Raw genomic sequence first — 23,255 nt, 5'->3', positions numbered from 1 at the left:
AAATCGTATTATATGAAAAGAAGAGAGTTTTTGAAGGCATCGCTGCTGGGCGCAGCGGTGGCGGCGGTCGCTCCGCTCGATCTGCTGGGCGGGACCAAAGGCCGTCCGAAAAAAGGAGGGGCCGAACTGAAAATCTCGTTGCAAGAGGGCGTTACGCCCGGCGAGACGCTGAAGGAGAAGCTCGACTTCATGGAAAATCATGGGGTTGTCGGCCTCGAGCCCAATGGGGCGGGTCTGGCGGGGCGCGTCGGCGAGTTGAAAGAGGCGCTCCGGGGTCGCGAAGTGAAAATCAGCGCGATATGCGCCGGATTCGGCGGATTTATCCTGTCGGAGGATCAGGCCGTACGCGACGAGTTCGACCGGACGATGCGGGAAATTATCGCCGCGGCCGGAGAGCTCGGCTCGACGGGCGTGATCATGGTGCCTGCGTTCAATTCGCAAGTGCCCGTCATGCCGCATACGCAATCTACGCGGGATTACCTGATCGAGCGTTTGCGTCTGCTGGGCGATTATGCCCGGCAATGCGGCACGACCGTTATTCTCGAGCCGTTGAATCGCAAGGAGGCTTTCTATCTGCGTCAGGTGGCCGACGCCGCGTCGATCTGCCGCGATGCGAAGAACGAAGGCGTGAAGTGCATGGGCGATTTCTGGCATATGACTTCCGAAGACCCTTCCGACTCGGGGGCCTTCCTGTCCGCCGGACCTTACTTGCAGCATGTGCATATCGCCAGCCGCGCCACGCGCAACATGCCCGGCGAGGACGGAGCCGTCGACAATTACGTGGACGGTTTCCGGACGCTCAAGCAAATGGGCTATGCGAATTACGTGAGCTTCGAGTGCGGCAGCAAGGGCGACCGCATGCAGACCGTTCCGGCGGCGCTGGAGCTGGTGCGCAGCCAGTGGAAAGAGGCCTGACCCGAGTCCGGAGATCGTAACGGGTCGGATCGTGCAGCGGTCCGAATGCCGGGATATGAGTTCCGGCGACCGGAAAATAATCTGAATAAAAAAGCGTTGACAATCATTGCATTGTCGGCGCTTTTTTCGGTTTTTCCGATATTTGTCGTAAAATAATGGTACTTTGTATTGCAAAGTATAAATTTTATTACATATATTTGCAATACAATTAAACGGGAACCGACAATTCATAATTCCGATCGATATGAAAAAAACAATCCATGTAAACATCGGGGGCATGCCTTTCGTTCTGGACGAGGATGCCTACGACGTGCTCAAGCGCTATCTTTCCGAAATCGAGATTCGCCTGGACGGAGTGGACGATCAGGAGACGATGCAGGACATCGAGACTCGCATCGCGGACATTTTCAGCGGCGCGATCTCCCCCCGCATGCAGGTGGTGGACACGGCGCTCGTCAAACGGGCCATGGCTGTGATAGGCCCTGCCCAGGAGTTCGGCGAGCCGCGTCGGAGCATGCCCGGACGCGAACAGACATGCGTCCGGAACGACGAGAAGCATCTGTACCGCAGCCGCCGCGACCGCGTCGTCGGCGGCGTATGCGGCGGCATAGCCGAATACTCGAGTCTCGACGCGACATTGCTGCGGGTGCTGATGGCGCTGTTCATCGTTTTCGGGGTCGGCCTGCTGGTTTATCTGGTCATGTGGATCGTCATTCCGAACGAGCCGCGCTCGGACGAGTCAAACGAATGGGGGAGGAAGTGATATGGGCGAGATGAATATCGACAACATCAAGGCGCAGATGCGCAAGGGCATTCTGGAATATTGCATCCTTTCGATCATCTCGCGCAACGACGCTTATGCGTCGTCGATCATTGCCGAGCTGAAAGAGGCCGAGATGATCGTCGTGGAGGGAACGCTTTACCCGCTGCTGACGCGGCAGAAAAACCAGGGACTGCTCGCCTATCGCTGGGAGGAGTCGCCGCAGGGCCCTCCCCGTAAGTATTATTCGATTACCGAGAAGGGGCGCCAGTGTCTCGAGCAGCTCGACATGGCGTGGACCGAGCTGATCTCGCAGATCCGCACGATCCGGGAGGGCGCTCCCCGTCCGGACGCTTCGCAGGAGGCTTCCGCCGAATGACACGGGCTTGTTCACAGGATTAAAGCATATGACGATGAACCATACGATAAACGTGAGCATTGCGGGCGTGGCCTTCGTGCTCGACAGCGAGGGTTACGAGCTTCTGAAGGACTATCTGGTCCGGATCGAGGTGGCATACAAGGACGATCCCGACGGCGCGGAGATTCTTTCGGATATCGAGGCGCGCGTGAGCGAGCTGATTCTGAACCGTCAGAGCTCCGATATGATCGTGTCGCCAGAGCTGATCCGCGAGATTATAGGACAGCTCGGGTGGCCGGACGGAGTGACCGCTCAGGGACCCGCCGGGGGAGCCGAAATACCTGAGAACGGCGCGGACAATGCCATATCCCGCCGGCTCTACAGGAATCCGGACGGCGCGAAGCTCGGCGGCGTCTGCAACGGGTTGGCCACTTATTTCCGCGTCGATCCGACGCTGGTGCGCCTGCTGTTCTGTTCGCCTCTGCTGATTCTGGTAGTTATCAGCGTGATTCCGGTGGTCAACGCGCTGTGCGGGTTTTTCGGCTCGCTGATCGGCGTGAGCTCTCTGCTCTACCTGATTCTTTGGTTTGCGATTCCGAAAGCGCGCACGCCCCGCCAGCGGCTCGAGATGACGGGCGAGCGGATCACCGCCTCGTCGATTCGGCGCAATATCAGCGCCGACCTGAACGATGCGAGGCCCTCGCCGCGCAACGAGCGGACGGCTTCCGTATTCTCCGAACTGCTGTATGTGACCGGCCGCGTGCTGCTGTTTTGCATCAAGGCGTTCTTGCTGCTGATCGGCGCCGTGCTCGGGCTCGTCGTGCTCGGACTCGTCGTGGGGCTCGTCGCCGTGTTGGTCGGGGGAGCGGCCGTAGGATTTCCTTTCGCTCTGGCAGGCGGATCGCTGCTGATTCCGGTGCTGATCGTACTGGGGATCGTGCTGCCGCTCGGGATCGTCGTATATTTGCTGCTGAAGCTCGTATTCAACCTGCGAAGCCGCCGTACGACGTTGTCGGTGCTGTTCGGCATCTGGGTTCTGATCCTGATCTTTCTGGGCGTCTACCTCGTGAAGAACTACGAGCGCATCGAGGAGGCGTTCGACCGGGGCGATGTCGAGTGGTATTTCAACAAGACTTCCGGTTGGCACGGCGCCGGCGTTCCGGACGATATTCCGATCCGGTACGACACCGTCCGCGTCGAGACGGTCACGCTGGGCGACTCGACGCTGCGGGATACCGTTCGGATCGAGTATTATACCGAATAGCCGGTCGCCGTTCCGGCAAAAGCGGAACGGGCGACTCGCCTTTCCGTCGGAACCGAACGAAAGACGATTATGTGCTTCGATATACCGAGCATGTTCGCACCCGGAAGAATCATTATGCCTGTTGCGGTCCCGGGTTTCGTATCCGGTCAGGTCCCTACTGTGAAGTCGCCTCTGTCGGAAGGGACTGCGTGCGGAGAAACCGGAACATCGGGAACTCGGAAACCGGTGCGGCAAAGTATGTGATTGGGATAGATAATGTACGACAATGGAAATAATGGATGACGACAAGCTGCGGCGTGACGAGCACGCCTCGGTGATGCGGTCGAGAAATCTGTTTCTCGGCGTCACGCTGATCGTGGTCGGCGTATTGTGGATGATGAATAATCTGGAACTGCTTTCGGACAGCCTGTTCGACGTGGTGTTCTCGTGGCAGATGCTGCTGGTGCTGATCGGAGGTTATTTGCTGGCGTTGCGCAAGTGGCTCGCGGGCGGTATCGTGGCGGCCGTCGGGCTGTGCCTGCTGCTGATCGATCAGCTCGATTGGCATATTCCTCTAGACAAGATCGCCGTTCCGACGATTCTGATCGCGGTCGGATTGTCGGTCGTGTTCAGTCGCAGGAAGTACGAATGAGAAAGCGTGCTGGGGCCGGCCTGCCGCTGCGACTGCAGCGGCAGGCCGGTTTGTGTCGTGTTCGGTTCGGGAGAAAGGCCGGATAGGAGTCCCTGTACGGGACGGTCGTGGTGACCGGGGGCGGCATCTCCGGCCGTCGGAGGACGGACGGTATTTCCTTGAGCGCGTTATCGCTGCGGATCGGGAGGGGCGCAGCGGTCCGGACTGCGAAAAATCGGGCATCGGATATGCGGTACGATAATTATTGCTACTTTTGCGGTGTCCGGAAGCCGATCCGAAATAGGCGTTTCGGACGGTTCCGGCCGCCGGTGGGCGGATACGGAAACGGCTAATAACAGGAGGAACGATTATGGAAGCAAACAAATGCGTGGGCATCTTGACGTCGGGCGGCGATGCGCCCGGCATGAACGCCGCGATTCGCGCGGTAACGCGGGCTGCGATTTACAACGGGTTCGAGGTGAAGGGAATCATGCGGGGATACAGAGGCCTGATTACCGACGAGATCATTCCGTTTCAGACGCAGAACGTCAGTAACATCATACAGCAGGGCGGCACGATCCTCAAGACGGCGCGCTGCGAGGAGTTCCGTACGCCCGAGGGACGCAAGACGGCTTACGACAACATCGTCAAGCACGGCATCACGTCGCTCGTGGTGATCGGCGGCGACGGCTCGCTGACCGGCGCGCGCATATTCGCCGAGGAGTACAATTTCCCGATCGTGGGCCTTCCCGGCACGATCGACAACGACCTGTACGGCACGGACACGACGATAGGCTACGACACGGCGCTCAACACGATCATGCAGTCGGTCGACAAGATCCGCGATACGGCGACTTCGCACGAGCGGCTGTTTTTCATCGAGGTCATGGGCCGCGAAGCGGGCTTTCTGGCCCTGAACGGCGCGATCGCGTCGGGAGCCGAAGCGGCGATCATTCCGGAAATCGCCATGGAGGTCGACCAGCTCGACCAGCTGATCGAGAACGGATTCCGCAAGTCGAAGAACAGCAGCATCGTGCTCGTGGCCGAGAGCGAGCTGACCGGCGGAGCGATGGGACTGGCCGAGCGTGTCAAAAACGAGTATCCTCAGTATGACGTGCGCGTGACCATCCTCGGTCACATCCAGCGCGGCGGATCGCCTACGGCGAGCGACCGGATTATGGCCAGCCGGATGGGCGAGGCCGCGATCAACGCGCTGCTCGAGGACCAGCGCAACGTGATGATCGGCATACAGAACGACGAGCTCGTGTACATACCGTTCAGCCGGGCGATCAAGTGTCAGAAGCCGATCAACCGTCAGTTGCTTACGACGCTGCGGGTGCTTTCCATTTAGCGGTAGGGCATTACTACCGCTTGTCCTGAAGCGTTCGGCAGATACGGCAGCCGGTCCGGCGTGATTGTCACGCCGGACCGGCTGCCGTATATTGTTCGGGAAGCGCTCGCCGTTGCCTTCGGATTCGGAGCGCCTGTCCCGTCGGGAGCCCGAACGGCGGAGTGGGTCGATTTCCTTTTCAGTGCATTGCGATTTCAGGCCGTGCGGATCGATGTTCCGGGTTCCGCTTCCGCATCTTTATGCCGGGACTGTCAGCCTTCGCGCCGCTCGTGTTGCGTTTCGGGCTTCTGCCGCGCAAATACCGTTCAGGGTAGGAAGCCACGCTTCGCGCCCACGGCCTCGGTGAAGAACAACTGCTCGGAAGCGGCTGTATGCAGGGCACGGTGCTTCTCAGCGGGTGCCGGAACTGTCCTCTTTCGCGCCGTCCGAGGCGCGTTTCGGGTTTCTGCCGCAATCGTGCCTTCAGGATCGGAGAGCCTGTTTGTGGCGCATAGCCTCGGTAAAAAACAGCCGCTCGGAAGCGGCTGTTGCAGGATGCGGCGCTTGTCGGCGCGTGCCGGGTCACCGTCCGATCGTGCGGCCCGGGTATACCTTGAGCGCCTCCTCGAGGCATTTGGCTGCGGCGAGCAGATCGTGGCGGTTGATTACGTAGGCGATGCGGATCTCGTCGTGTCCCAGATAGCACGAGGCATAGAAGCCCGTAGCCGGGGCGACCATGACCGTCTGTCCCTCGTACTCGAACTCCTCGAGCAGCCACTGCGCGAAGCGCTCGCTGCTGTCGATCGGCAGCTTGACGATCGAGTAGAACGATCCTTTCGGCATCGGCGTGTAGACCCCCTCGATCTTGTTCAGCGCCTCGATGATGCAGTTGCGCCGTGCGGCGTATTCGTCGTGTACCTCCTCGAAATAGCTGCGGGGCGCGCCGAGCGCGGCCTCGGCCGCCACTTGGGCCAGATAAGGGGGACATAGCCGGGCCTGCCCCATTTTCAGCGCGGCATCGATGATCCGGCGATTCCGCGATACGAGGGTGCCCAAACGCACGCCGCACATGCTGTAGCGTTTCGATACCGAGTCGATCATCACGACGTTCTGCTCAACTCCCTTGAGATTCATGACCGAGATGCACTTCGTACCGTCGTAACAGAATTCCCGGTACACTTCGTCGGCCATCAGATAGAGGTCGTGTTTCAGCACGATGTTTTTCAGTTGCTCGTACTCTTGCTCGGAGTAGACATAACCGGTCGGGTTGTTCGGGTTACAGATCAGGATCGCCTTGGTGCGCGTGGTGATCAGCCGCTCGAACTCCTCCATCGGAGGCAGCGCGAAATCGTTGGCGATCGTCGACGAGATCGGCTTGATGTTGACGCCCGCCTCCATGGCGAAGCCGTTGTAGTTGGCATAGAACGGCTCGGGCACCAGCACCTCGTCGCCCGGGTTGAGGCAGATGGTCATCGCCATGAAGATCGCTTCCGATCCTCCGACCGTGATCACCATGTCGTCGGTCGTCACGTCGATGCCGACGCCCCGGTAGTAATCGGCCAGTTTGCGGCGATAGCTCTCGTTTCCGGCCGAGTGCCCGTACTCGAACACTTGGTCGTGTATGTTTTTCACGGCGTCGACGGCGACCTGAGGGGTCCGGATGTCGGGTTGGCCGATGTTGAGGTGGTATACCTTGATTCCCCGGCGCTTCGCCGCCTCGGCGAACGGCACCAGCTTGCGGATCGGGGAGGGGGGCAGATAGATTCCCTTGTCGGACAAGTTAGGCATGATACGATATTTTGAACCTCGCAAAGCTACTAAATTATTTTGTCGTACCTTTGCGTCCGATGAAAATATTCGCCATTCCAAGAAAAACGGCCGTTGCGGTCGTCGTCGTATGGACGGTGCTCGGAGCGCTTCTGGGACACGACTATCCGACGGCAGGTCTGGTCGTGTCGCTCGGCTCGATCGGATATTACCTGTTGCTGGTGGGCCGCCGCCGGATTGGGTATCTGCTCAACCTGGACCGTACGACGGAGCGGCAGCGGCTGCTGGTCGCCACGGCCGCCTGCATGCTGTATGTCCTGATCCGGGCCGTTCTGACGGGCTCGGTCTCCTATTTTCTGCTGCTGGTCGTGCTGGCGGCGGATTATTTCGTCTACGACCGGCACGAGCGGGCCGGCAAGGGCTGATTCGCTTCCGCCGGTTACGGGAAGCAGGCGGGGACAGGCGTTTTTTGAAGTAAAAATTTGCAGGTTATTACTTTTTGATTACCTTTGCACCGCTGAATCTGCCAAAAGATGAGGCTATGGCCCATTCGTCTATCGGTTAGGACGCAAGATTTTCATTCTTGAAAGAGGAGTTCGATTCTCCTATGGGCTACCATCGAAATGTAAGTTATCATATAAAGTTACGGAAATGGCAAATCATAAGTCATCGAAGAAGAGAATACGCCAGACCGAGGTGCGGAAGATTCGGAACAAATATTACCACAAGACGGCTCGTAACGCCGTGAAGGCGCTGCGCAACACGACCGAGAAGGAGGCCGCTCTGGTATTGCTTCCGAAAGTGACCGCCATGCTCGACAAGCTCGCCAAGGTGAATATCATTCACAAGAACAAGGCGGCCAACCTCAAGAGCAGCGTACAGCTTCACGTCAACGCGCTGTAGCGGGTCGGGCGACCGTGCTTACGAAGCCGTTCCTTCCGGTGGGACGGCTTTTCTGTTATGTACCGATACGAAATCCTCCTTGTCGTTTTGCGGCAAGGAGGATTTCGTATCGGGCCGGCATGTTCCGCGAGGGTATCACGCCGCCATTTCCGTGCTTTCCTGTCGCGGGCGCATGAAGCCGCGCTTTTTTTGGCTCTGCGTTTCGCTCTGCCGGGCGAATCGGTAGTCAACCGGCAGGGTCGCTCGGTCGTTTCCGCAGAAAAGAATTGCGAAGTTTGTCGACGTGCTGAAATCGGGTCCGAGTCCGGTTTTGGATGCGGAACGGAGATCGGCGGATCGCCGGAAACGAAAAAAGGGGCACGGACTCGAAAAATCTTCCCCTTTTTTACCTAATCGGGAAGCCCAACTCTTCCCGTTTCGGCGGTCCGTGCCCCGATATGTAGACATAGGCCGCTCCCGCTGTTCGAAAAGCTCGGCGCCGCCCGCAAAGGGTGCTTCCCGGATCGTCCGTGCACTGTGTCGCAGACGGGCGGCAGACGATTCCCGTGCGCGGGAAACAGGGACTGGGCAGGTCCGCTTTTCCGACGTTTTGGCTGCGAACGGCACGGAAAAACGGATTCCGTGCGACTCCAGGCCGGATCGATTGTTCGGCGAGATAGCTAAAGAAAGAAGACGTGGGCGTCGCGCATTATCTACCGTGAGGCCCTAGGAAGCCTTGTCCGAATAAAGCACGAACAGCCCACGCCTTGAAGCATGCGCATAATACAGAATTGTAGCACGTTCCGTGCCGGAGCGTTCCGACCGAGATTCACCCACACTCGCCGGGCGGCATCCGTCATGCGGTGCCTCCCGACGCGGGCTCGTGCTTTAGCTCTGGACAACGAAATTTCCTAGGTTTCACAGTAGAGCTAAGACACGTCGTCTTTCGACGTATGTCGGAAGCAAATGTAAGAAGAAATATCCGATATGCAACGAATCCGAATAGAAAATCGATATAATTTTGCATTCGGCGATTCTTTTTGCGATATTTTTACGAATGTTTTGTTGTTGTGCGGGTATTTTGCAATATGTGTCGTTTGTAATTAATGCGAGGTTAGTCTGCTTGCGCTGTATATTCAATATTTTATTGAGATGCCGTTTCGTCGGTTTTCGTTGCATCGGCCGTTCCGAATGACGGAAATCCGCCTCTCCGGCCTGTTTTTGTCTCTCGATCGCCGTTCTTTGCCTCCGTTTCTTGCTCGTCTCCTCTCCTCTTTGCGTAGGTCTCCGTCCTTTAGAATTATATCCGAGGGGGAACGGACTCCGTGCCCTTGGAGTTTTTGTCTTGGATGGTCCGAGATCGGTCGCCGGCCGTGTTTATTTCCGGCCCTTTCTACGAGTGCCGTCGTCCTGACTCGCCGGCTGTTCGGGTTATCGGAAATACCCGGCTTGCGGATACGGGCTTCCCCGGTTCGTCGGCGGGATGTCTTGCCTTCTCGTTCATGCCGTTTGCCGGAGCGAGGACGTTTCGTGCTATCGGGCCGAGGAATCGCTTGAATCGAATGCAGGCGTTATTTCCTGTCCTCCGTGCCGGCCGATGAACGACCGGATAATTCGCTCCGAAGCTTCGGGTTCCTCCCAGAAGCCCATGTGGCCGGAATGTTCGAGCCATGCCACTTCGGCCTGCGGGTGTGCGGCTGCCAGCCGCTCGGCCGTCTCGACGGAAATGAATCCGTCCATGCGGCCGAAGATGAACAGTTGGGGTACTTGCAGCGCGTGCAGCATGTCGTTCATGTCGCGGCGTTCGATCATGCCTCGCAGCAAGGCGACGATGCCGTCGTCGTCGGTCGCGGCCGTCAGTTCTTCGAGCTGTCCGATCCGGTCCCGCAGACGCCGGCGGTTCTCCTCGGCGAAGCCTTTCGGAGCGAACTGCGAAGCGAGAAGCTCCTTTTTGTCGGCTCGGATCAGCTCGATCTCGCGCAGCCGGTCCGCCTTTTTCTGCTCGGTGTCGGCGTTCGGCGTCGAGTGGAACAGGATCAGTCCCTGAAGCATGTCGGAATGACGTTCGGCAAAAGCCTCTGCGGCATAGCCGCCCATCGAGTGTCCCGCCAGAAAGCAGCGACGGACGCCGAGCTTTTCGAGCACGGCCTGCAGCGTGTCGGCCACGAAGTCCATTGTGTGGACTTCGCCCCGAACCTGCGAGATTCCGTGCCCGGGAATGTCGATCGCGACGATCCGGTAATAGGGAGCGAGCCGTTTGGCGAGATCCTCCCACACTTCGAGCGACTCGAGATAGCCGTGCAGCAGCGCAAGCGTCGTTTCGCCCCGGCCGCTGTCGCTGATCCGCAGGGCCGTGTCGTTGGCCATGATGAACTTTTCCATAATTCGGATAGAGATATACGGGACGCTTTCCCTGTTCGAAAGGCAAAGATAATACACGCCGGGGACACGGTCAAGCGGAAAGGCTGTGCCGGTCCGGGGCTTGTCGGGAGGCAGGGGGGCGGGAACCTTGCAGAGCCGTCCCTCTGTCCGGTCCGGCGAAGTTCCGGAGGGCGCCCTGTGTCCGGGCAAACCGATCCGGTGTTCGCGGCGGACTCCGCAGCGGATCGAAAGCCCGACGTCGGCGCATGCGGCTATCCGTCTGCCCGAAGGGCCGTTCCACTTCCGGGACGATCCGCGCGGGAGACGCTTCGGACGGCAAGCGGCGGTTCCGGCTGTCGGCAAGGTCCGCTTGCCGTCCGGAGAGTTGGGGCGCATGGTCCGGAAGATGCCGGCTCTACCTTTCCTGCTCGTCGTCGAAGTAGTCGAGTACCGATTCTTGCTTGCGAAGCGCCAGCAACTCGGCATCCGCCTCGTCGTCGTCCATCTGGCTGTAAATGGTCCGCTTGTCCTTTCCGCTTTTCTTGATCGGGCTGAGCTTGGCCGCCCGCCTTAACAAATCCTCCGACCCGCCGTCGCTGGCTTTGTGCCGGAAACCCCGATTCGATTTCATGATGCGAGAAAACGTGATGAAGTTAACGATTGTTCTGTATTGGATTCTGCACAATTTGCGGGCCGCTTCGGCCTCCTCGTGCCATGTTAGGATTTTTTTTGGAATTCCGGCTCTCCGTCGCGCCGAAAATCGTTCGCGAACTCGCCTTCGAACACTTTCCGGGCCGGGCCGGTCAGCTCGATCCGCGTGAAGCCTCCCTTTCCGTCCGGTTCGAACGCGACGCGGAGCGTGCCTCCCTCGACGTCGACCCGGTAATCCCGGCACGGGCTGCCCGTGCGTACGGCCGCAGCGATAGCCGAGGCGGTCGCTCCCGTTCCGCAGGCGAGCGTCTCGGCCTCGACGCCCCGCTCGAAAGTCCTTATGCGGATATGGCCGTCGGAAACGATCTCGACGAAGTTGACGTTCGTACCTCCGCGGGCGGCGAAGGCGGCGCTGTGGCGTATCGCCGCGCCGCGCCCTGCGACGTCGACTCCCCGGACGCTCTCGACGAACTCGACGTAATGCGGCGAGCCGGTGTCGAGAAACAGATATTCGGGGTGCACCTCCACTCGCCGCACGTCGATCATCCCGAGGCGTATCTCGCCCTCGGGACCCTCGACCCGCAGCAGTTCGGCCGTATGGGGGCCGTCTACGCCGATGAAGCGCTTCCGCATTCCGCCGATGCCCAGATGGTGGGCGAACAGCGCGATGCACCGGCCGCCGTTCCCGCACATGGTCGCTTCGCCGCCGTCGGCGTTGAAATAGCGCATGCGGAATTCCTCCGCCGGGTCGCTCTCGAGGATCATCAGGCCGTCGGCTCCGATGCCGGTTCGGCGCCGGCACAAGGCGGCCACCCGCTCGGGCGTGGCGTCGAAAGGCTCCGTGCGGCCGTCGATCATGACGAAGTCGTTTCCGGCTCCGTGATATTTGCTGAATTTCCTTCCCATGCGTCTCGTGCCCGGCCGATAAGCGCCGCGCTTACTGCAAATATGGCAATTTTTCGGAGAAAGCCTTCCTGCTTTGGAAAAAATAACGGATATTTGTAAAAGGCGTCCGTCGTGCGTTCGCAATGCGGCGGAAGGGCCATAAATCACGAAAAACATGATCGAAACGATTTTCCGGCACCGCTCGGTGCGAAGTTATAAGTCCGACCCGGTCGACGAGCGGCTGCTGGAGCGGATTCTCGAGGCCGGAGTCCGAGCCTCGAATACGGGTAATATGCAGGTGTACAGCATCGTCGTGACGACCGATCCGGCGATTCGGCAGGAGTTGTCGCCTTGCCACTTCGGTCAGCCGATGGTGACCGGCGCGCCGGTCGTGCTGACCTTCTGCGTCGATGTGCGCCGTTTCTCGCTTTGGTGCCGTCAGAGAGGAGCCGAGCCCGGCTATGACAATTTCGTTTGGTTCCTGAGCGGAGCGATCGACGCGATGCTGGCGGCGCAGAACATTTGTTTGGCCGCCGAGTCGGAAGGGTTGGGCGTTTGCTTTCTGGGCACGACGATCTACAATGCCGACCGGATCGCCGAGGTGCTGCGCCTGCCCGAAGGCGTGCTGCCCGTGACGACCGTGACGTTGGGCTGGCCCGAGGAGATGCCTCCGCTGACGGACCGGTTGCCTCTGGAAGGGGTTGTCCACCGCGAACGGTACGAGGATTATACGCCCGAGACGATCGACCGTATCTGGGCGGAGCGGGAAGCCTCGCCCGAGACGGCCGAATTGCTTCGCGCGAACGGACTGCCCAATCTGGCCCGCATCTTCACGGAGCGGCGGTACACGGCCGAGGATAACCGGCTGTTCTCGCGCAAGTACTTCAACATGCTGAAAAAGCAGGGCTTTTTCAATCAATAGGGTCCGGCTGCCCGCCGCAGCGGGCGTTTCCCGGCCGGTCCGCGACGGACGGACCGGCGGCGGACCGCAAACCGACAAAACGAGATTGCTTATGGAAAGGATCATTCAGAAAGCCAGCGAATTGCTGAAACGTTGCCAGGCCGTTACGTTCGCTACGGTCAACGGAGAGGGGTTCCCGCGTCCCGTTCCGGTAAAGACGCTCCGGACGGACGATGCGCTGACGATATGGTTCGCTACGGGAATCGATTCGGAGAAAGTCGCTCACATCCGGCGCAATATGCGGACGGGAGCCTCGTTCTACGATCGAGACGACAGCGTTTCCCTGATCGGACACGCCGAGGTGGTGACCGATCCCGAGACGCTGTGCGACATGTGGCAGCCGTGGTTGGAGGCGCATTTCCCCGGCGGGCCGTCCGATGCGAATTATTGTCTGATCAAGTTTACTCCGGGCGAGGGTGCGTTCTACCTCGGAGGCGAATTCGTCAAGTTCCGTCTGGCATAGGCGGTCGGAAGGGCTCCGGAACTGGAAATGATTTTTCAGGGGAGCCGTTCCCGGCGCAAAGTCTTATCTTTGCGCCGGAATAGTACGCCGTATCGGGCAGGGGACGGCGAGACGCGGTTTTGTCAAAATGAAGCGATACGATGGAAGAGTCCAAGGCGAGCGTCCATAACAAGGAGGAGTATCCGCCCATGCATACGGCCGAGCACCTGATCGGCGGAGCGGTCGTCCGCATGCTCGGCTGCGCGCGCGCGTTCACGACCCATATCGAAAGGAAGAAGTCGAAATGCGACTTTCGCTGCGAGCGCGGCCTGACGCCCGACGAACTGGAACGAATCGAGCGGACGGTCAACGAACAGATCGCCTCGGGCGCGGACGTGCGTGCCGAAATCGTTCCGGTCGATGAGGCGCGGAAGCGTTACGACCTGTCGCGGCTGCCCGAAGGGGCGACCGAAGTCCGGATCGTCCATATCGGTTCTTTCGACAGCTGTCCCTGCATCGGAAAACACGTAAGCAACACGAGCGAGATTCCGCCCGTGGCGATCGTTTCGAGCGACTGGGCCGACGGCGTGTTGCGGATCAGGTTCAAGCTGGCGAAATAAATCGGAGGAAGAAAGGCGTGCCGGAACCACAGGAAAGAATATATCGGGGAGCGAGGCGATGCGCGAGGTTCGCCGCGGCGGTCGTATGCTGCTGGCTCGCGGGGGCATGCAGCGTGACGAAGCACGTCCCGCAGGGGAGCTACCTGTTGACCCGCAACGACATCCGGATCGAGCGCAACCGCGAGCTTTCCAAGCAGGAACGCGTCACGAAGGCCGATCTGGAGGAGTTCGTTCGCCAGCATCCCACGCAACGCCTGTTAGGAACGAACTTTTACCTTTGGGCGTATAACTCCTCCAACCCGAAACGGAAGAACACATGGTGGAACCGCTTCAAGCGCAAGATCGGGAAAGCGCCCGTACTGCTCGACTCGTCGCTGACGGCCCGTTCCTCTCAGGCGATGAAGATCTACATGGACGGCAAGGGTTTTCTGCAGTCCGAGGCATGGTTCCGTGTCGACACGGCCGGCAAGCGGGCCCGCGTCACCTACTTCGCCCGTCAGGGCGATCCGTACCGGATCGGAAAGATCGGCTATCGCTTCCGCGACCGGTCGCTGCGGCCGGTCGTCCTGAGCGATACGGCTTCCTCGCTGCTCCGTACCGGCGGCATTTTCGACGGCAACGTGCTCAACGACGAACGGTCGCGCATCGCGTCGTTCCTGAAGAACCGGGGATACTACAACTTCTCGATCAACAACATCGAGTATGTCGCCGATTCGACCGCCGGTGACCGCACGATCGACCTGACGATGGTCGTCAAGCCCTATATGGCAGGCTATACGCCCGAGGGGGAGCCGATCGTTGAGGAGAATCGAGTGTACCGCCTGCGCGATATCTATGTCTTTCCGGGATACGACCCGGCGAAGGCGGTGAGCGACAGCCTGTACAATTCGCGGCTCGACACGACTCTCTACAGGGGATTGAAAATCGTTTACGACGCCCGTCCGAAAGTCCGCTCCTCGATTCTCCGCCGTACCGTGAATCTTTATCCGAATGCGCTGTACAACGAGAGCGACGTCAAGAGAACTTATGAGAATATCATGCGGCTGGGATACTACAAAAGCGCCAGCGTGCTCTTTTCGGAAGCGTCCGACTCGGCCGGCCGGGACAGTCCGGTCACTTATATCGGCGGCCCCGGCGCCGCGACCGACACTTCGGCCGTCGCCTATTCCTCGGAACGGTATCTCGACTGCAACATCCTCTGCACGCCTGCGCTGAGGCAAAGCTACTCGGTCGAGCTGGAGGGAACCACCTCGTCGGACTACTTCGGGCTGACCGCGACGCTCGGCTACCAGAACCGCAATCTGTTCCGAGGCGTGGAGCTGTTCGACGTAAGCGTGCGCGGCGGGTATGAGTTCACGCGCGTGAAAACCAAGCGCAACTCGTTCGAGCTGGGCGTCACGACCTCCTTCTCGTTCCCGCGCCTGATTACTCCGCTGCGGGTGAATCGCTATAACCGGGCTGTCGATCCGCGTACGAAAGTCGAGGTTTCGTACAGCGTGCAGCGCCGCCCCTACTATCATCGGGCGCTGGCCAGCGCCGTCTGGGGCTACTCGTGGGGCAAGGGGCGCAACAGCTCGTTCGTGCTGCGTCCGGCCGACATCAGCGTCGTGAAGCTCCGTCAGGTCGACTCGGCCTTTCTGAACAGCCTGAAAAACCCCTATCTGCGCAACAGCTATACCTCGCAGCTGATCGCCGGGCTCTCCGGATCGTATATTTTCAACAATCAGAGCCGTCGCGTCGACCGGAGCTCGCTGATGATGCGCTTCAACTTCGAGACGAACGGCAACCTGATCGACGGTCTGAGCCGGCTGTTCGGCTCGAAAGAGAGGCTTGCGGACGGCGAGCCCTACCATCGCCTGTTCGGCATCCGATACGCCCAGTATTTCCGTATCGACGCGAACATCGCCAAGAAATTCGTGCTGGCTCCCAAGGTAAGCATCGTATACCGGTTCTACGGCGGATGGGGCTACGCCTACGGCAATTCGAGCTCGATCCCGTTCGAGCGGCTGTTCTATTGCGGCGGCAGCAACAGCATGCGCGGCTGGCTGGCCCGCACGCTCGGTCCCGGCGGCGACCCGAAGCGCGACTTCTCGGACTATCCGAGCCAGCTGGCCAATTTCAAGCTCGAGACCAACCTCGAGGCCCGTTTCCCGGTTTGGGGCATTCTGCAGGGTGCGCTGTTCTTCGATCTGGGCAACATCTGGTTCATGAATCAGGGCGGCACGGAAGAGACCCGGTTCAAAATCGACCGGTTCTACAAACAGCTCGGATTCAATACCGGTCTCGGCGCGCGCTTCGATTTCGGTTTCTTCGTCTTCCGTCTCGACTGGGGCATCAAGCTCCACAATCCGAACGAACCGGCCGGGGAGCGTTGGATTCAGCATTTCCGACTGAAGAATACGACGCTCAATTTCGGCGTGGGCTATCCGTTCTGAGAATGCGCCGCTTTTTCGGATAAGACAGATATTTCGAGTTTCGGATGCCATTCTTCCGAAAATATGCTATCTTTGCGGCTCGGGACGGCATGCGCCGGACCGTTTGTGGAAAGATTTGGCCGCTTGCAACCACGGAAAAAAATGCTAAAAACAGTATTTCTCCTATCCGACAGCTGAGTTTTTCCCATTGTTTAAAGTCATACGCTAAAATTTTAAAAAATGGGATTTTTGTTTACGTCCGAGTCGGTGTCCGAGGGACATCCCGACAAGGTATCGGACCAGATTTCCGATGCGATTCTCGACGAGTTTCTTCGTCATGACAATCATTCGAAGGTAGCCTGCGAAACGCTCTGTACGACGGGACTGGTCGTCGTGGCGGGCGAGGTGCGCTCGGAGGCCTATGTCGACGTACAGGAGGTGGCCCGGCGCGTGATCAACCGGATCGGCTACACGAAAAGCGACTACAAGTTCGACGGCAGCTCGTGCGGCGTGCTGTCGGCCATTCACGAGCAGTCGCCCGACATCAATCAGGGCGTCGTGCGAGAGAGCGAGGAGCTGCAGGGAGCCGGCGATCAGGGCATCATGTTCGGGTACGCCTGCTCCGAGACCCGTGAGCTGATGCCGGCTTCGCTGATTCTCTCGCATGTGCTGATGAAAGAACTGGCCGCCATTCGGCGCGAGGGCCGGGTGATGACCTATCTGCGGCCCGACTCGAAAAGCCAGGTGACGATCGAGTACGGCGATGACAATCGTCCGAAGCGCGTGCATACGATCGTCGTTTCGACGCAACACGACGAGTTCGTCACGCCGGAGCAGGCCGGAGGCGAGAAGGCGGCGGAGAAGGCCATGTGCGACAAGATCCGCGAGGACGTGCGAACCATCCTGATTCCGCGAACCAAGGCGCGGCTGGAGCGCGCCGGCGACCGCCTGAGCGAGCTGATAGGCGACGACTACATCCTGCACGTGAACCCGACCGGCAAGTTCGTGATCGGGGGGCCTCACGGCGATACGGGCGTGACGGGCCGCAAGATCATCGTCGACAGCTACGGCGGCCGGGGCGCGCACGGCGGCGGGGCCTTCTCGGGCAAGGACAGTTCGAAGGTCGATCGCAGCGCGGCCTATGCGGCGCGGCATATCGCCAAGAACATGGTCGCTGCCGGCGTCGCCGACGAGGTGCTCGTTCAGCTGGCCTATGCGATCGGGATCGCCGAGCCGCTGAGCGTGTACGTCGAAACGCGCGGTACGGGCAAGCTGGGACTTTCCGACGGCGAGATCGCAAGCCGCGTAGCGAAATTGTTCGACCTGCGCCCGGCCAAGATCGTCGAGCGGTTCGGCCTGCGTAATCCGATTTTCGAGGCCACGGCCTCGTACGGCCATTTCGGCAACCGTCCTTATAAAAAGGTGGAGACCGTTTACGAGGGCGGCAAGCCGGTGCAGAAGGAGATCGAGTTCTTCGGCTGGGAGAAGCTCGACGCCGTCGACGCGATCCGCAAGGAGTTCGGGCTGAAATAGCCTACGGCCATAGAAGCGCATGATCAGGAGCCGTTCCCGAGCAGGGGCGGCTCTTGTCGTCGCCCGTTCGGCCGGATCGGTTCAGACGGCCCGATGCGGGCGCCGCGCTCTTTCCGGGAGGCCGCTCCTTTAATTTATTAGGTTAGGACCGTCGCTGCCGTCATTGTGGCGGGGGGAGTCCGGACATTTTCTTGGGCGGCTCGGTATTGCCTCGGAGGACCGGAAGCGGTTTTCTGTCACGGAGGGCGGGGGCTGAAAACGGTAAAAAAACGAGATGATACACAATACGGGCGGCTCTTTCGGAGTTTGTATTGTGTCCCGGAAATTTTCCTTGCCGAGTCTGGTATGGATTCTGCGGGCCGGAAAAAAGACGGGGGCGGCTGGCCCGAACGTATGTCGAAACGGGAAAGCCGCCTGCCGGAAAACGAAAATTCGAACCGAAATGAATTGATTTTACCTTTTTTATTTTAATAATTTTAACACTTATTTCTATGAGAAAGGTTCTGTTATTTGCAGGCATGCTGGCCGCCTCGATGGCCGCCGGCGCAGCGACTGCCTACAGCGTGGCCCGGGCGACCGAGAAGGGCGAGGCCTATGCCGCTCCTTCGACCGAGTTCGCTTCGAACGTGGGTACGCATTTCACTTCTTACGAGCCGGGGAGCTATCCCGATCTGACGTATGCCGCCGAGAATGCGGTGAAAGGCGTCGTCAATATCGTCAATACGCAGGAGGTCGAGAACGACTATTACAGCGGGGGAGGCGGATTCGAGCAGTTTTTCGAGTTCTTCGGCATGCCCCGGGGGTATCAGCAGCAGCCCCAGCAGCCGCGCGAGCGCAAGAGCGGCGGGTCGGGCGTGATCATCAGCCCCGACGGATACATCGTCACGAATAACCATGTCGTGGAAAACGCCACGAAACTGCGCGTGACGCTGAACGACAACCGTTCGTTCGACGCGAAGGTGATCGGGACCGACCCGACGACCGACGTGGCGCTCATTAAGATCGACGCGACGGACCTGCCTACGATCCCGATGGGCGACTCGGACGACCTGCGTCTGGGCGAGTGGGTGCTCGCCATCGGCAGCCCGTTCGACCTGCGCAGCACGATTACGGCCGGCATCGTGAGCGCCAAAGGCCGTAGCCTGAAGGCGCTGCCGAGCCAGTTCAGCCTCGAGTCGTTCATCCAGACCGACGCGGCGGTCAATCCGGGCAACAGCGGCGGCGCGCTGGTCAACGCGAAAGGCGAGCTGGTCGGCATCAATACGCTGATCCAGTCGCGCAGCGGCACTTACATCGGCTATGCGTTCGCCGTTCCGACGTCGATCGTCAAGAAAGTGGTCGTCGACCTGAAGGAGCACGGAGTCGTGCAGCGCGCGATGCTCGGCATTCAGTATATTCCGCTGACCGAAGAGTTCCTCGAGACGGAGGAGGGTAAGAAAACCGGCATTCGGGAGCCGGGCGGAATCTATGTCGCCGAAGTCGATCCGGAAGGGGCGGCCCATGCGGCCGGCATTCGCTCGGGCGACGTGATCGTCGAGATCAACGGCATCAAAATAGACGGTTCGGCTCAGCTTTCCGAGGAGATCGCCAAGCATCGGCCCAACGATAAGGTGACGGTCGGAGTAAAAAAAGGCTCGGACGTGAAACAAATCGAGGTCGTCCTGCGTAATAAGGCAGGCAACACCGAGGTAATCACCAAGGATATCGTTTCGGCATACGACGCGCTGGGAGGTCAGTTCGCCGAGGTGTCCGAGCGGACCAAGAAGGCGCTGAAGATCGGCGGAGGCGTGCAAGTGGTAGGTATCGAGCCGGGCGGCATACTCGAAAGCGCGCGGATTCGCAAAGGCTATATCATCACGAACATCAACGATCGTCCCGTTCGCTCGATCGGCGATCTGAACCGGATCACGTCGAAGATCGAATACATCGAGGGCGTATATCCCGACGGTCGTGTGGTGGCCTACTCGCCTACCGTCAAGTAAGCGGCCGAAGTCATCCCCGGTGATTGCCCTGCGAGGGGTTGTCCGGCCTCCGGAATAAGGAGGCCGGACAATCTTTCCTCTCGAAGGCGGAAGACACGTAACAACGAAAGGGATAACATGAGACAATTAAAAATCACCAAATCCATTACCAATCGCGAGAGCGCGTCGCTGGACAAGTATCTGCAGGAGATCGGTAAGGAGGATTTGATCACCGTGGAGGAAGAGGTCGATCTGGCGCAGCGGATCAAGAAGGGCGACAAGGAAGCGCTCGAAAAACTGACACGCGCCAACCTGCGGTTCGTCGTTTCTGTTGCGAAACAGTATCAGAACCAAGGCCTGTCGTTGCCCGATCTGATCAACGAGGGAAATCTCGGGCTGATCAAGGCCGCCGAGAAGTTCGACGAGACGAGGGGATTCAAGTTCATTTCGTACGCCGTATGGTGGATACGCCAGTCGATCCTTCAGGCGCTGGCCGAACAGAGCCGGATCGTGCGGTTGCCGCTGAACCAGGTGGGGTCGCTGAACAAAATCAACAAGGCCTTCGCCCGTTTCGAGCAGGAGCACGAACGCACGCCCTCGCCCGAGGAACTGGCCGACGAGCTCGATCTGCCGAAGGAGAAAGTGACCGACACGCTGCGCGTATCGGGCCGTCACGTCTCGGTCGACGCGCCTTTCTCGGACGGGGAGGACAACAGTCTGCTCGACGTGCTGGTCAACAGCGATTCGCCGATCGCCGACCGGGGACTGATCAACGAGTCGCTCGGCACGGAAGTCGAGCGCGCCCTGTCGACGCTGACCGACCGCGAGCGGGATATCATCAAATACTTTTTCGGAATCGGATGTTCCGAGATGACGCTCGAGGAGATCGGCGAGAAGTTCGGCCTTACCCGCGAGCGGGTACGCCAGATCAAGGAAAAGGCGATCCGCCGGTTGCGTCACAGTACGCGGAGCAAGCTGCTCAAGTCCTATCTCGGATAATTCGGGCGGACTGCCGCCGGGTATGTCGTCATGCAGAATGACCCGGGCTTGCCTCGTTCGTTCTTAAGATTTATGACAGGTTGAGCGATCGATTTGTTGACGATCTTGGGAACGAACGAGGCAAGTCCGGGTCATTTATTGTCCGGCGTCAACGGTCTGCCGCATCGGCTGTCGACTGCGTATTCGAGGACGCGGGACGCATGGGAGGAAAAGTCTCGGGGGAGAGGTTGCGCGTCGGAGCGGGGTAGTTCGGGCTGTCGAGGAAAATAGGCGTTTGGCCGGACCGGTTTCGCCCACCGGCCGGCCCGATGTCCCAGATTCGGTTTTCTGCCGCGCGGACAGATGCGGCAGGAACCCGAGAGGTTTACTGTGCCGGCTCGATCCGAAGCCGGTCTGCGAAGGCGCGGTCGCGGATGACGGAATCGGGGCTATCCTGTCGATGGCACGGCGTACCGGACGGCTTTGGCGATGTAGTGCGGGGAAGGGAGCGCCCGGCCGGCGACCCGATTGTTCGGCAATTTCCGAGACGAGAGTTTGCGTCCCGAAGGCGCGGCTGGAGGCGGGTGATAGGGCCTCGTCTGCCCGCGCGATAAAAAATCGGAATGCCGAGAGCAGAAAGGCTCGATTATTGAATAGACTGTTCCGTAGGGATTCCCGATGGCGGCGCGTTCGTCTGCGGAATTTGGCCATACGAGCCCCGTGCGCACACATTCACCGAGGGTCCGGACTTCTCTCATCCGAGCTCTGGAACCTCGAGCAGCACGGGGCTTCGTGTGTCCGGACGAGACGTTGCCGTCGTAACCGGGTAAAGGCTCTCCGAGTTGATATCCTGCGAATCGGGTCGTACTTCCGCATCGGGAATAGAGACGTTTGGCCGCTTTCCCGATTCTCTCCGGAACGGTAAACCGCATAACGGCCGATGGCCGCTATGCGGTTTACCTATGAGCGGCCTTCGAGCGGCCGACGGTGCGATCAGTATACCGTGTTCTGCGGATCGAAGTTGGTCCATCCGTCCATCCAGTTCTCTCCGGTTCCGAAAGCGCCGGCGAAACCGTTGCCCGAGGCGTCGAAGCCTGAAGGAACCGTGTACGAAGCGTTCACGGCAGCGCTGCCGGCGCCTGGCCGGGGATCGAAGCCCGAGCGCGTGCTGACGGGTTGCGCCAGTCCCACGCCGTCGATCGCGTCGTAGAACTTGTTGGCATAGCTTTCCCGGAGCAAGATGCCGTCCGTGAAGCCGTTCCCCTTGAACCATGTCTTGTTTTGGTCGGACGAAAGAATCCCGACGACCGGATCGATTGCCGTGTTGTCGAACGATTCGAGTGCTTTGTCGTACCCCGAGAAGTGGACGTTACTGATTTCGAACAGGCCTGCTGTGGCCGCCGCGGGCGAATCGCCCTTGTCCTTTTCGATCATCAGCGCGACGGGCCATCCCGTTACGATCGAATTGTATAGACTGATGCGCGAGTTGCGCCGGATTTGCACGCCTGCCTGAAACTGGCCGAGGCCCGAGCCGTTGTTCGGGAACATTTCGCCCGCGTTGATGTAGGCTCCGGGATTTTCGGTCGAAGCCGACTGGTTATAGAATGCGGCGTCCTGACCCATCGGGCCGATCAGCGTCACGTTGCAGAAACGGGCCGTCGTGTAAGGCTCCTCGTCCGAACCGTCGGAGTTGTTGTCCGACTCGAAGCCGTTCGACAGCGATTTATCCGCGATGCGCGGATCGCGCACGCCGAGCAAAAACTGCAAGTTGCCCGAGAAGCCGTTGTCGGTGTCGAAATCGTCGTCCCAACCGTGATAAGCTACCAGGTATTTGCAACCGACCGAGCCGCCGAACCATTCGAACGAGTCGTCGTTCGAGTAGGATACTTGCAGGTGGTCGACCGTCGTTCCGCTGCCGACCGAGCCGAACGTGATGCCGTTGATCTCCTTGTCGGTTTGGAACGGGAAGCCGGCGAACTCGACGCGCACGTAGCTCAGCACGCCCGAGTTGTCGGTGTCGACCGGGTTGCTGCCTCCGCCGTGATACGAGCGGGGACCGCCCTCGATCTGCTGCTCGCCCTTATTGTTGCTGGCGCGGCCGCAGAGGATCAGTCCGCCCCAGTCGCCCGGCCGACGGTTGCCGGGAGCCTCTTCCGACGTGAAGACGATCGGCTTGGAAGCGGTCCCCCGGGCGAAGATCTGGCCGCCCCGCTCGATAATCAGCGCTGCCTGAGTCTGCTTGTCGCCCCGGATGACGGTACCGGCCGGAATCGTGATCGTCGATCCGTCCTCGATGTAAACCCAGCCGCGCAGTTTGTACTTGCGCGAGGCGTTCAGCACGTAGTCGCCTTTCGGTGCGGGAAAGTGCTTGTCGCCGTTGCCTATGTAGTAAACCGAGTCCGATCCTTCCTTTTCGCCGAATACGAGCCCCGTTTCGTAGACGCCCGAGGGGGCCGGACCGGGACCGGGATTTCCGCTGCCGTTGTCATCGTCCGAACAGGCCGCCAGTATGGCGACCGAGGCCATCATGGCCAGAATCATCTGTTTTTTCATCGTGTAGATA

General features: G+C 59.7%; 20 protein-coding genes and 1 tRNA gene. 16 read left to right on the top strand and 5 right to left on the bottom strand.

Translation table 11 applies throughout. The features are described 5' to 3' along the window. Window positions 1-12 precede the first annotated feature (12 nt). From NQ491_RS06300 to pfkA, 6 genes are all read left to right on the top strand, one after another. Window positions 13-915: a sugar phosphate isomerase/epimerase family protein gene (locus NQ491_RS06300; protein WP_019246063.1), complete on the top strand. Its 903-nt coding sequence runs from the start codon at window positions 13-15 to the stop codon at window positions 913-915. 244 nt (window positions 916-1,159) lie between these two features. Continuing rightward, on the top strand, window positions 1,160-1,678 hold the full coding sequence (locus NQ491_RS06295) for a PspC domain-containing protein (protein ID WP_019246062.1): 519 nt from the start codon (window positions 1,160-1,162) through the stop codon (window positions 1,676-1,678). 1 nt (window position 1,679) lies between these two features. Continuing rightward, on the top strand, window positions 1,680-2,054 hold the full coding sequence (locus tag NQ491_RS06290; protein WP_019246061.1) for a PadR family transcriptional regulator: 375 nt from the start codon (window positions 1,680-1,682) through the stop codon (window positions 2,052-2,054). Between the two features lie 34 nt (window positions 2,055-2,088). Beyond that, the gene (locus NQ491_RS06285) at window positions 2,089-3,297 is read left to right on the top strand and encodes a PspC domain-containing protein (RefSeq protein ID WP_187119342.1); all 1,209 of its coding nucleotides are present in this window, start codon (window positions 2,089-2,091) and stop codon (window positions 3,295-3,297) included. 265 nt (window positions 3,298-3,562) lie between these two features. Next, window positions 3,563-3,928: a LiaF transmembrane domain-containing protein gene (locus NQ491_RS06280; RefSeq protein ID WP_019246058.1), complete on the top strand. Its 366-nt coding sequence runs from the start codon at window positions 3,563-3,565 to the stop codon at window positions 3,926-3,928. 349 nt (window positions 3,929-4,277) lie between these two features. Further along, a complete protein-coding gene (gene pfkA, locus NQ491_RS06275) occupies window positions 4,278-5,258 on the top strand; it encodes a 6-phosphofructokinase (protein WP_019246057.1) in 981 nt (326 codons plus the stop codon). Between the two features lie 561 nt (window positions 5,259-5,819). Here pfkA and NQ491_RS06270 read toward each other — a convergent pair. Continuing rightward, window positions 5,820-7,025, bottom strand: a complete 1,206-nt coding sequence (locus tag NQ491_RS06270; protein WP_019246056.1) for a pyridoxal phosphate-dependent aminotransferase — start codon at window positions 7,023-7,025, stop codon at window positions 5,820-5,822. Between the two features lie 59 nt (window positions 7,026-7,084). Here NQ491_RS06270 and NQ491_RS06265 point away from each other — a divergent pair, with 59 nt between their 5' ends. The 3 genes from NQ491_RS06265 to rpsT all read left to right on the top strand — a co-directional run bounded on the left by NQ491_RS06265 (window position 7,085) and on the right by rpsT (window position 7,907). Continuing rightward, window positions 7,085-7,429, top strand: a complete 345-nt coding sequence (locus NQ491_RS06265; protein ID WP_019246055.1) for a hypothetical protein — start codon at window positions 7,085-7,087, stop codon at window positions 7,427-7,429. 118 nt (window positions 7,430-7,547) lie between these two features. Then, window positions 7,548-7,622: transfer RNA gene (locus NQ491_RS06260), tRNA-Glu, on the top strand. Window positions 7,623-7,655: 33 nt separating this feature from the next. Further along, on the top strand, window positions 7,656-7,907 hold the full coding sequence (gene rpsT / locus NQ491_RS06255) for a 30S ribosomal protein S20 (protein ID WP_026089676.1): 252 nt from the start codon (window positions 7,656-7,658) through the stop codon (window positions 7,905-7,907). A gap of 1,512 nt (window positions 7,908-9,419) precedes the next feature. Here rpsT and NQ491_RS06250 read toward each other — a convergent pair. From NQ491_RS06250 to dapF, 3 genes are all read right to left on the bottom strand, one after another. After that, entirely contained in the window at window positions 9,420-10,268 is an 849-nt protein-coding gene (locus NQ491_RS06250; RefSeq protein ID WP_074431122.1) for an alpha/beta fold hydrolase, read from the bottom strand. A gap of 394 nt (window positions 10,269-10,662) precedes the next feature. Further along, window positions 10,663-10,878, bottom strand: a complete 216-nt coding sequence (locus NQ491_RS06245; RefSeq protein ID WP_019246051.1) for a hypothetical protein — start codon at window positions 10,876-10,878, stop codon at window positions 10,663-10,665. An 86-nt stretch (window positions 10,879-10,964) separates the two neighbouring features. After that, window positions 10,965-11,804, bottom strand: a complete 840-nt coding sequence (gene dapF / locus NQ491_RS06240; protein ID WP_019246050.1) for a diaminopimelate epimerase — start codon at window positions 11,802-11,804, stop codon at window positions 10,965-10,967. A 154-nt stretch (window positions 11,805-11,958) separates the two neighbouring features. Between dapF and NQ491_RS06235 the strand changes: the two genes are divergently transcribed. The 7 genes from NQ491_RS06235 to NQ491_RS06205 all read left to right on the top strand — a co-directional run bounded on the left by NQ491_RS06235 (window position 11,959) and on the right by NQ491_RS06205 (window position 20,713). Then, entirely contained in the window at window positions 11,959-12,705 is a 747-nt protein-coding gene (locus tag NQ491_RS06235) for a nitroreductase family protein (RefSeq protein ID WP_019246049.1), read from the top strand. 91 nt (window positions 12,706-12,796) lie between these two features. Continuing rightward, complete coding sequence (locus NQ491_RS06230; RefSeq protein ID WP_019246048.1) at window positions 12,797-13,207, top strand: pyridoxamine 5'-phosphate oxidase family protein; 411 nt, start codon at window positions 12,797-12,799, stop codon at window positions 13,205-13,207. A 140-nt stretch (window positions 13,208-13,347) separates the two neighbouring features. Next, window positions 13,348-13,806 (top strand): alanyl-tRNA editing protein, encoded by a 459-nt coding sequence (locus NQ491_RS06225; RefSeq protein ID WP_019246047.1) that lies wholly within the window; start codon window positions 13,348-13,350, stop codon window positions 13,804-13,806. A 113-nt stretch (window positions 13,807-13,919) separates the two neighbouring features. Continuing rightward, window positions 13,920-16,241 carry a translocation and assembly module lipoprotein TamL gene (tamL, locus tag NQ491_RS06220; protein WP_019246046.1) on the top strand — a complete coding sequence of 774 codons (2,322 nt, stop codon included), beginning with the start codon at window positions 13,920-13,922 and terminating at the stop codon, window positions 16,239-16,241. Between the two features lie 219 nt (window positions 16,242-16,460). Continuing rightward, window positions 16,461-17,753, top strand: coding sequence for a methionine adenosyltransferase (gene metK / locus NQ491_RS06215; RefSeq protein WP_019246045.1), 1,293 nt, complete (start codon window positions 16,461-16,463; stop codon window positions 17,751-17,753). Window positions 17,754-18,244: 491 nt separating this feature from the next. Further along, a complete protein-coding gene (locus tag NQ491_RS06210) occupies window positions 18,245-19,735 on the top strand; it encodes a trypsin-like peptidase domain-containing protein (protein ID WP_034283051.1) in 1,491 nt (496 codons plus the stop codon). A gap of 117 nt (window positions 19,736-19,852) precedes the next feature. Next, window positions 19,853-20,713 carry a sigma-70 family RNA polymerase sigma factor gene (locus NQ491_RS06205; protein ID WP_019246043.1) on the top strand — a complete coding sequence of 287 codons (861 nt, stop codon included), beginning with the start codon at window positions 19,853-19,855 and terminating at the stop codon, window positions 20,711-20,713. A gap of 972 nt (window positions 20,714-21,685) precedes the next feature. On the opposite strand, the gene NQ491_RS06200 is transcribed toward NQ491_RS06205, so the two are convergent. Beyond that, the gene (locus NQ491_RS06200) at window positions 21,686-23,245 is read right to left on the bottom strand and encodes a hypothetical protein (protein WP_019246042.1); all 1,560 of its coding nucleotides are present in this window, start codon (window positions 23,243-23,245) and stop codon (window positions 21,686-21,688) included. Between the last annotated feature and the right edge of the window lie 10 nt (window positions 23,246-23,255).

This window comes from Alistipes ihumii AP11 (genome assembly GCF_025144665.1).
Taxonomy (GTDB): Bacteria; Bacteroidota; Bacteroidia; order Bacteroidales; family Rikenellaceae; genus Alistipes_A; species Alistipes_A ihumii.
The sequence above is the reverse complement of the archived record's forward strand: the minus strand, read 5'-3'. Positions and strand labels throughout refer to the sequence as shown.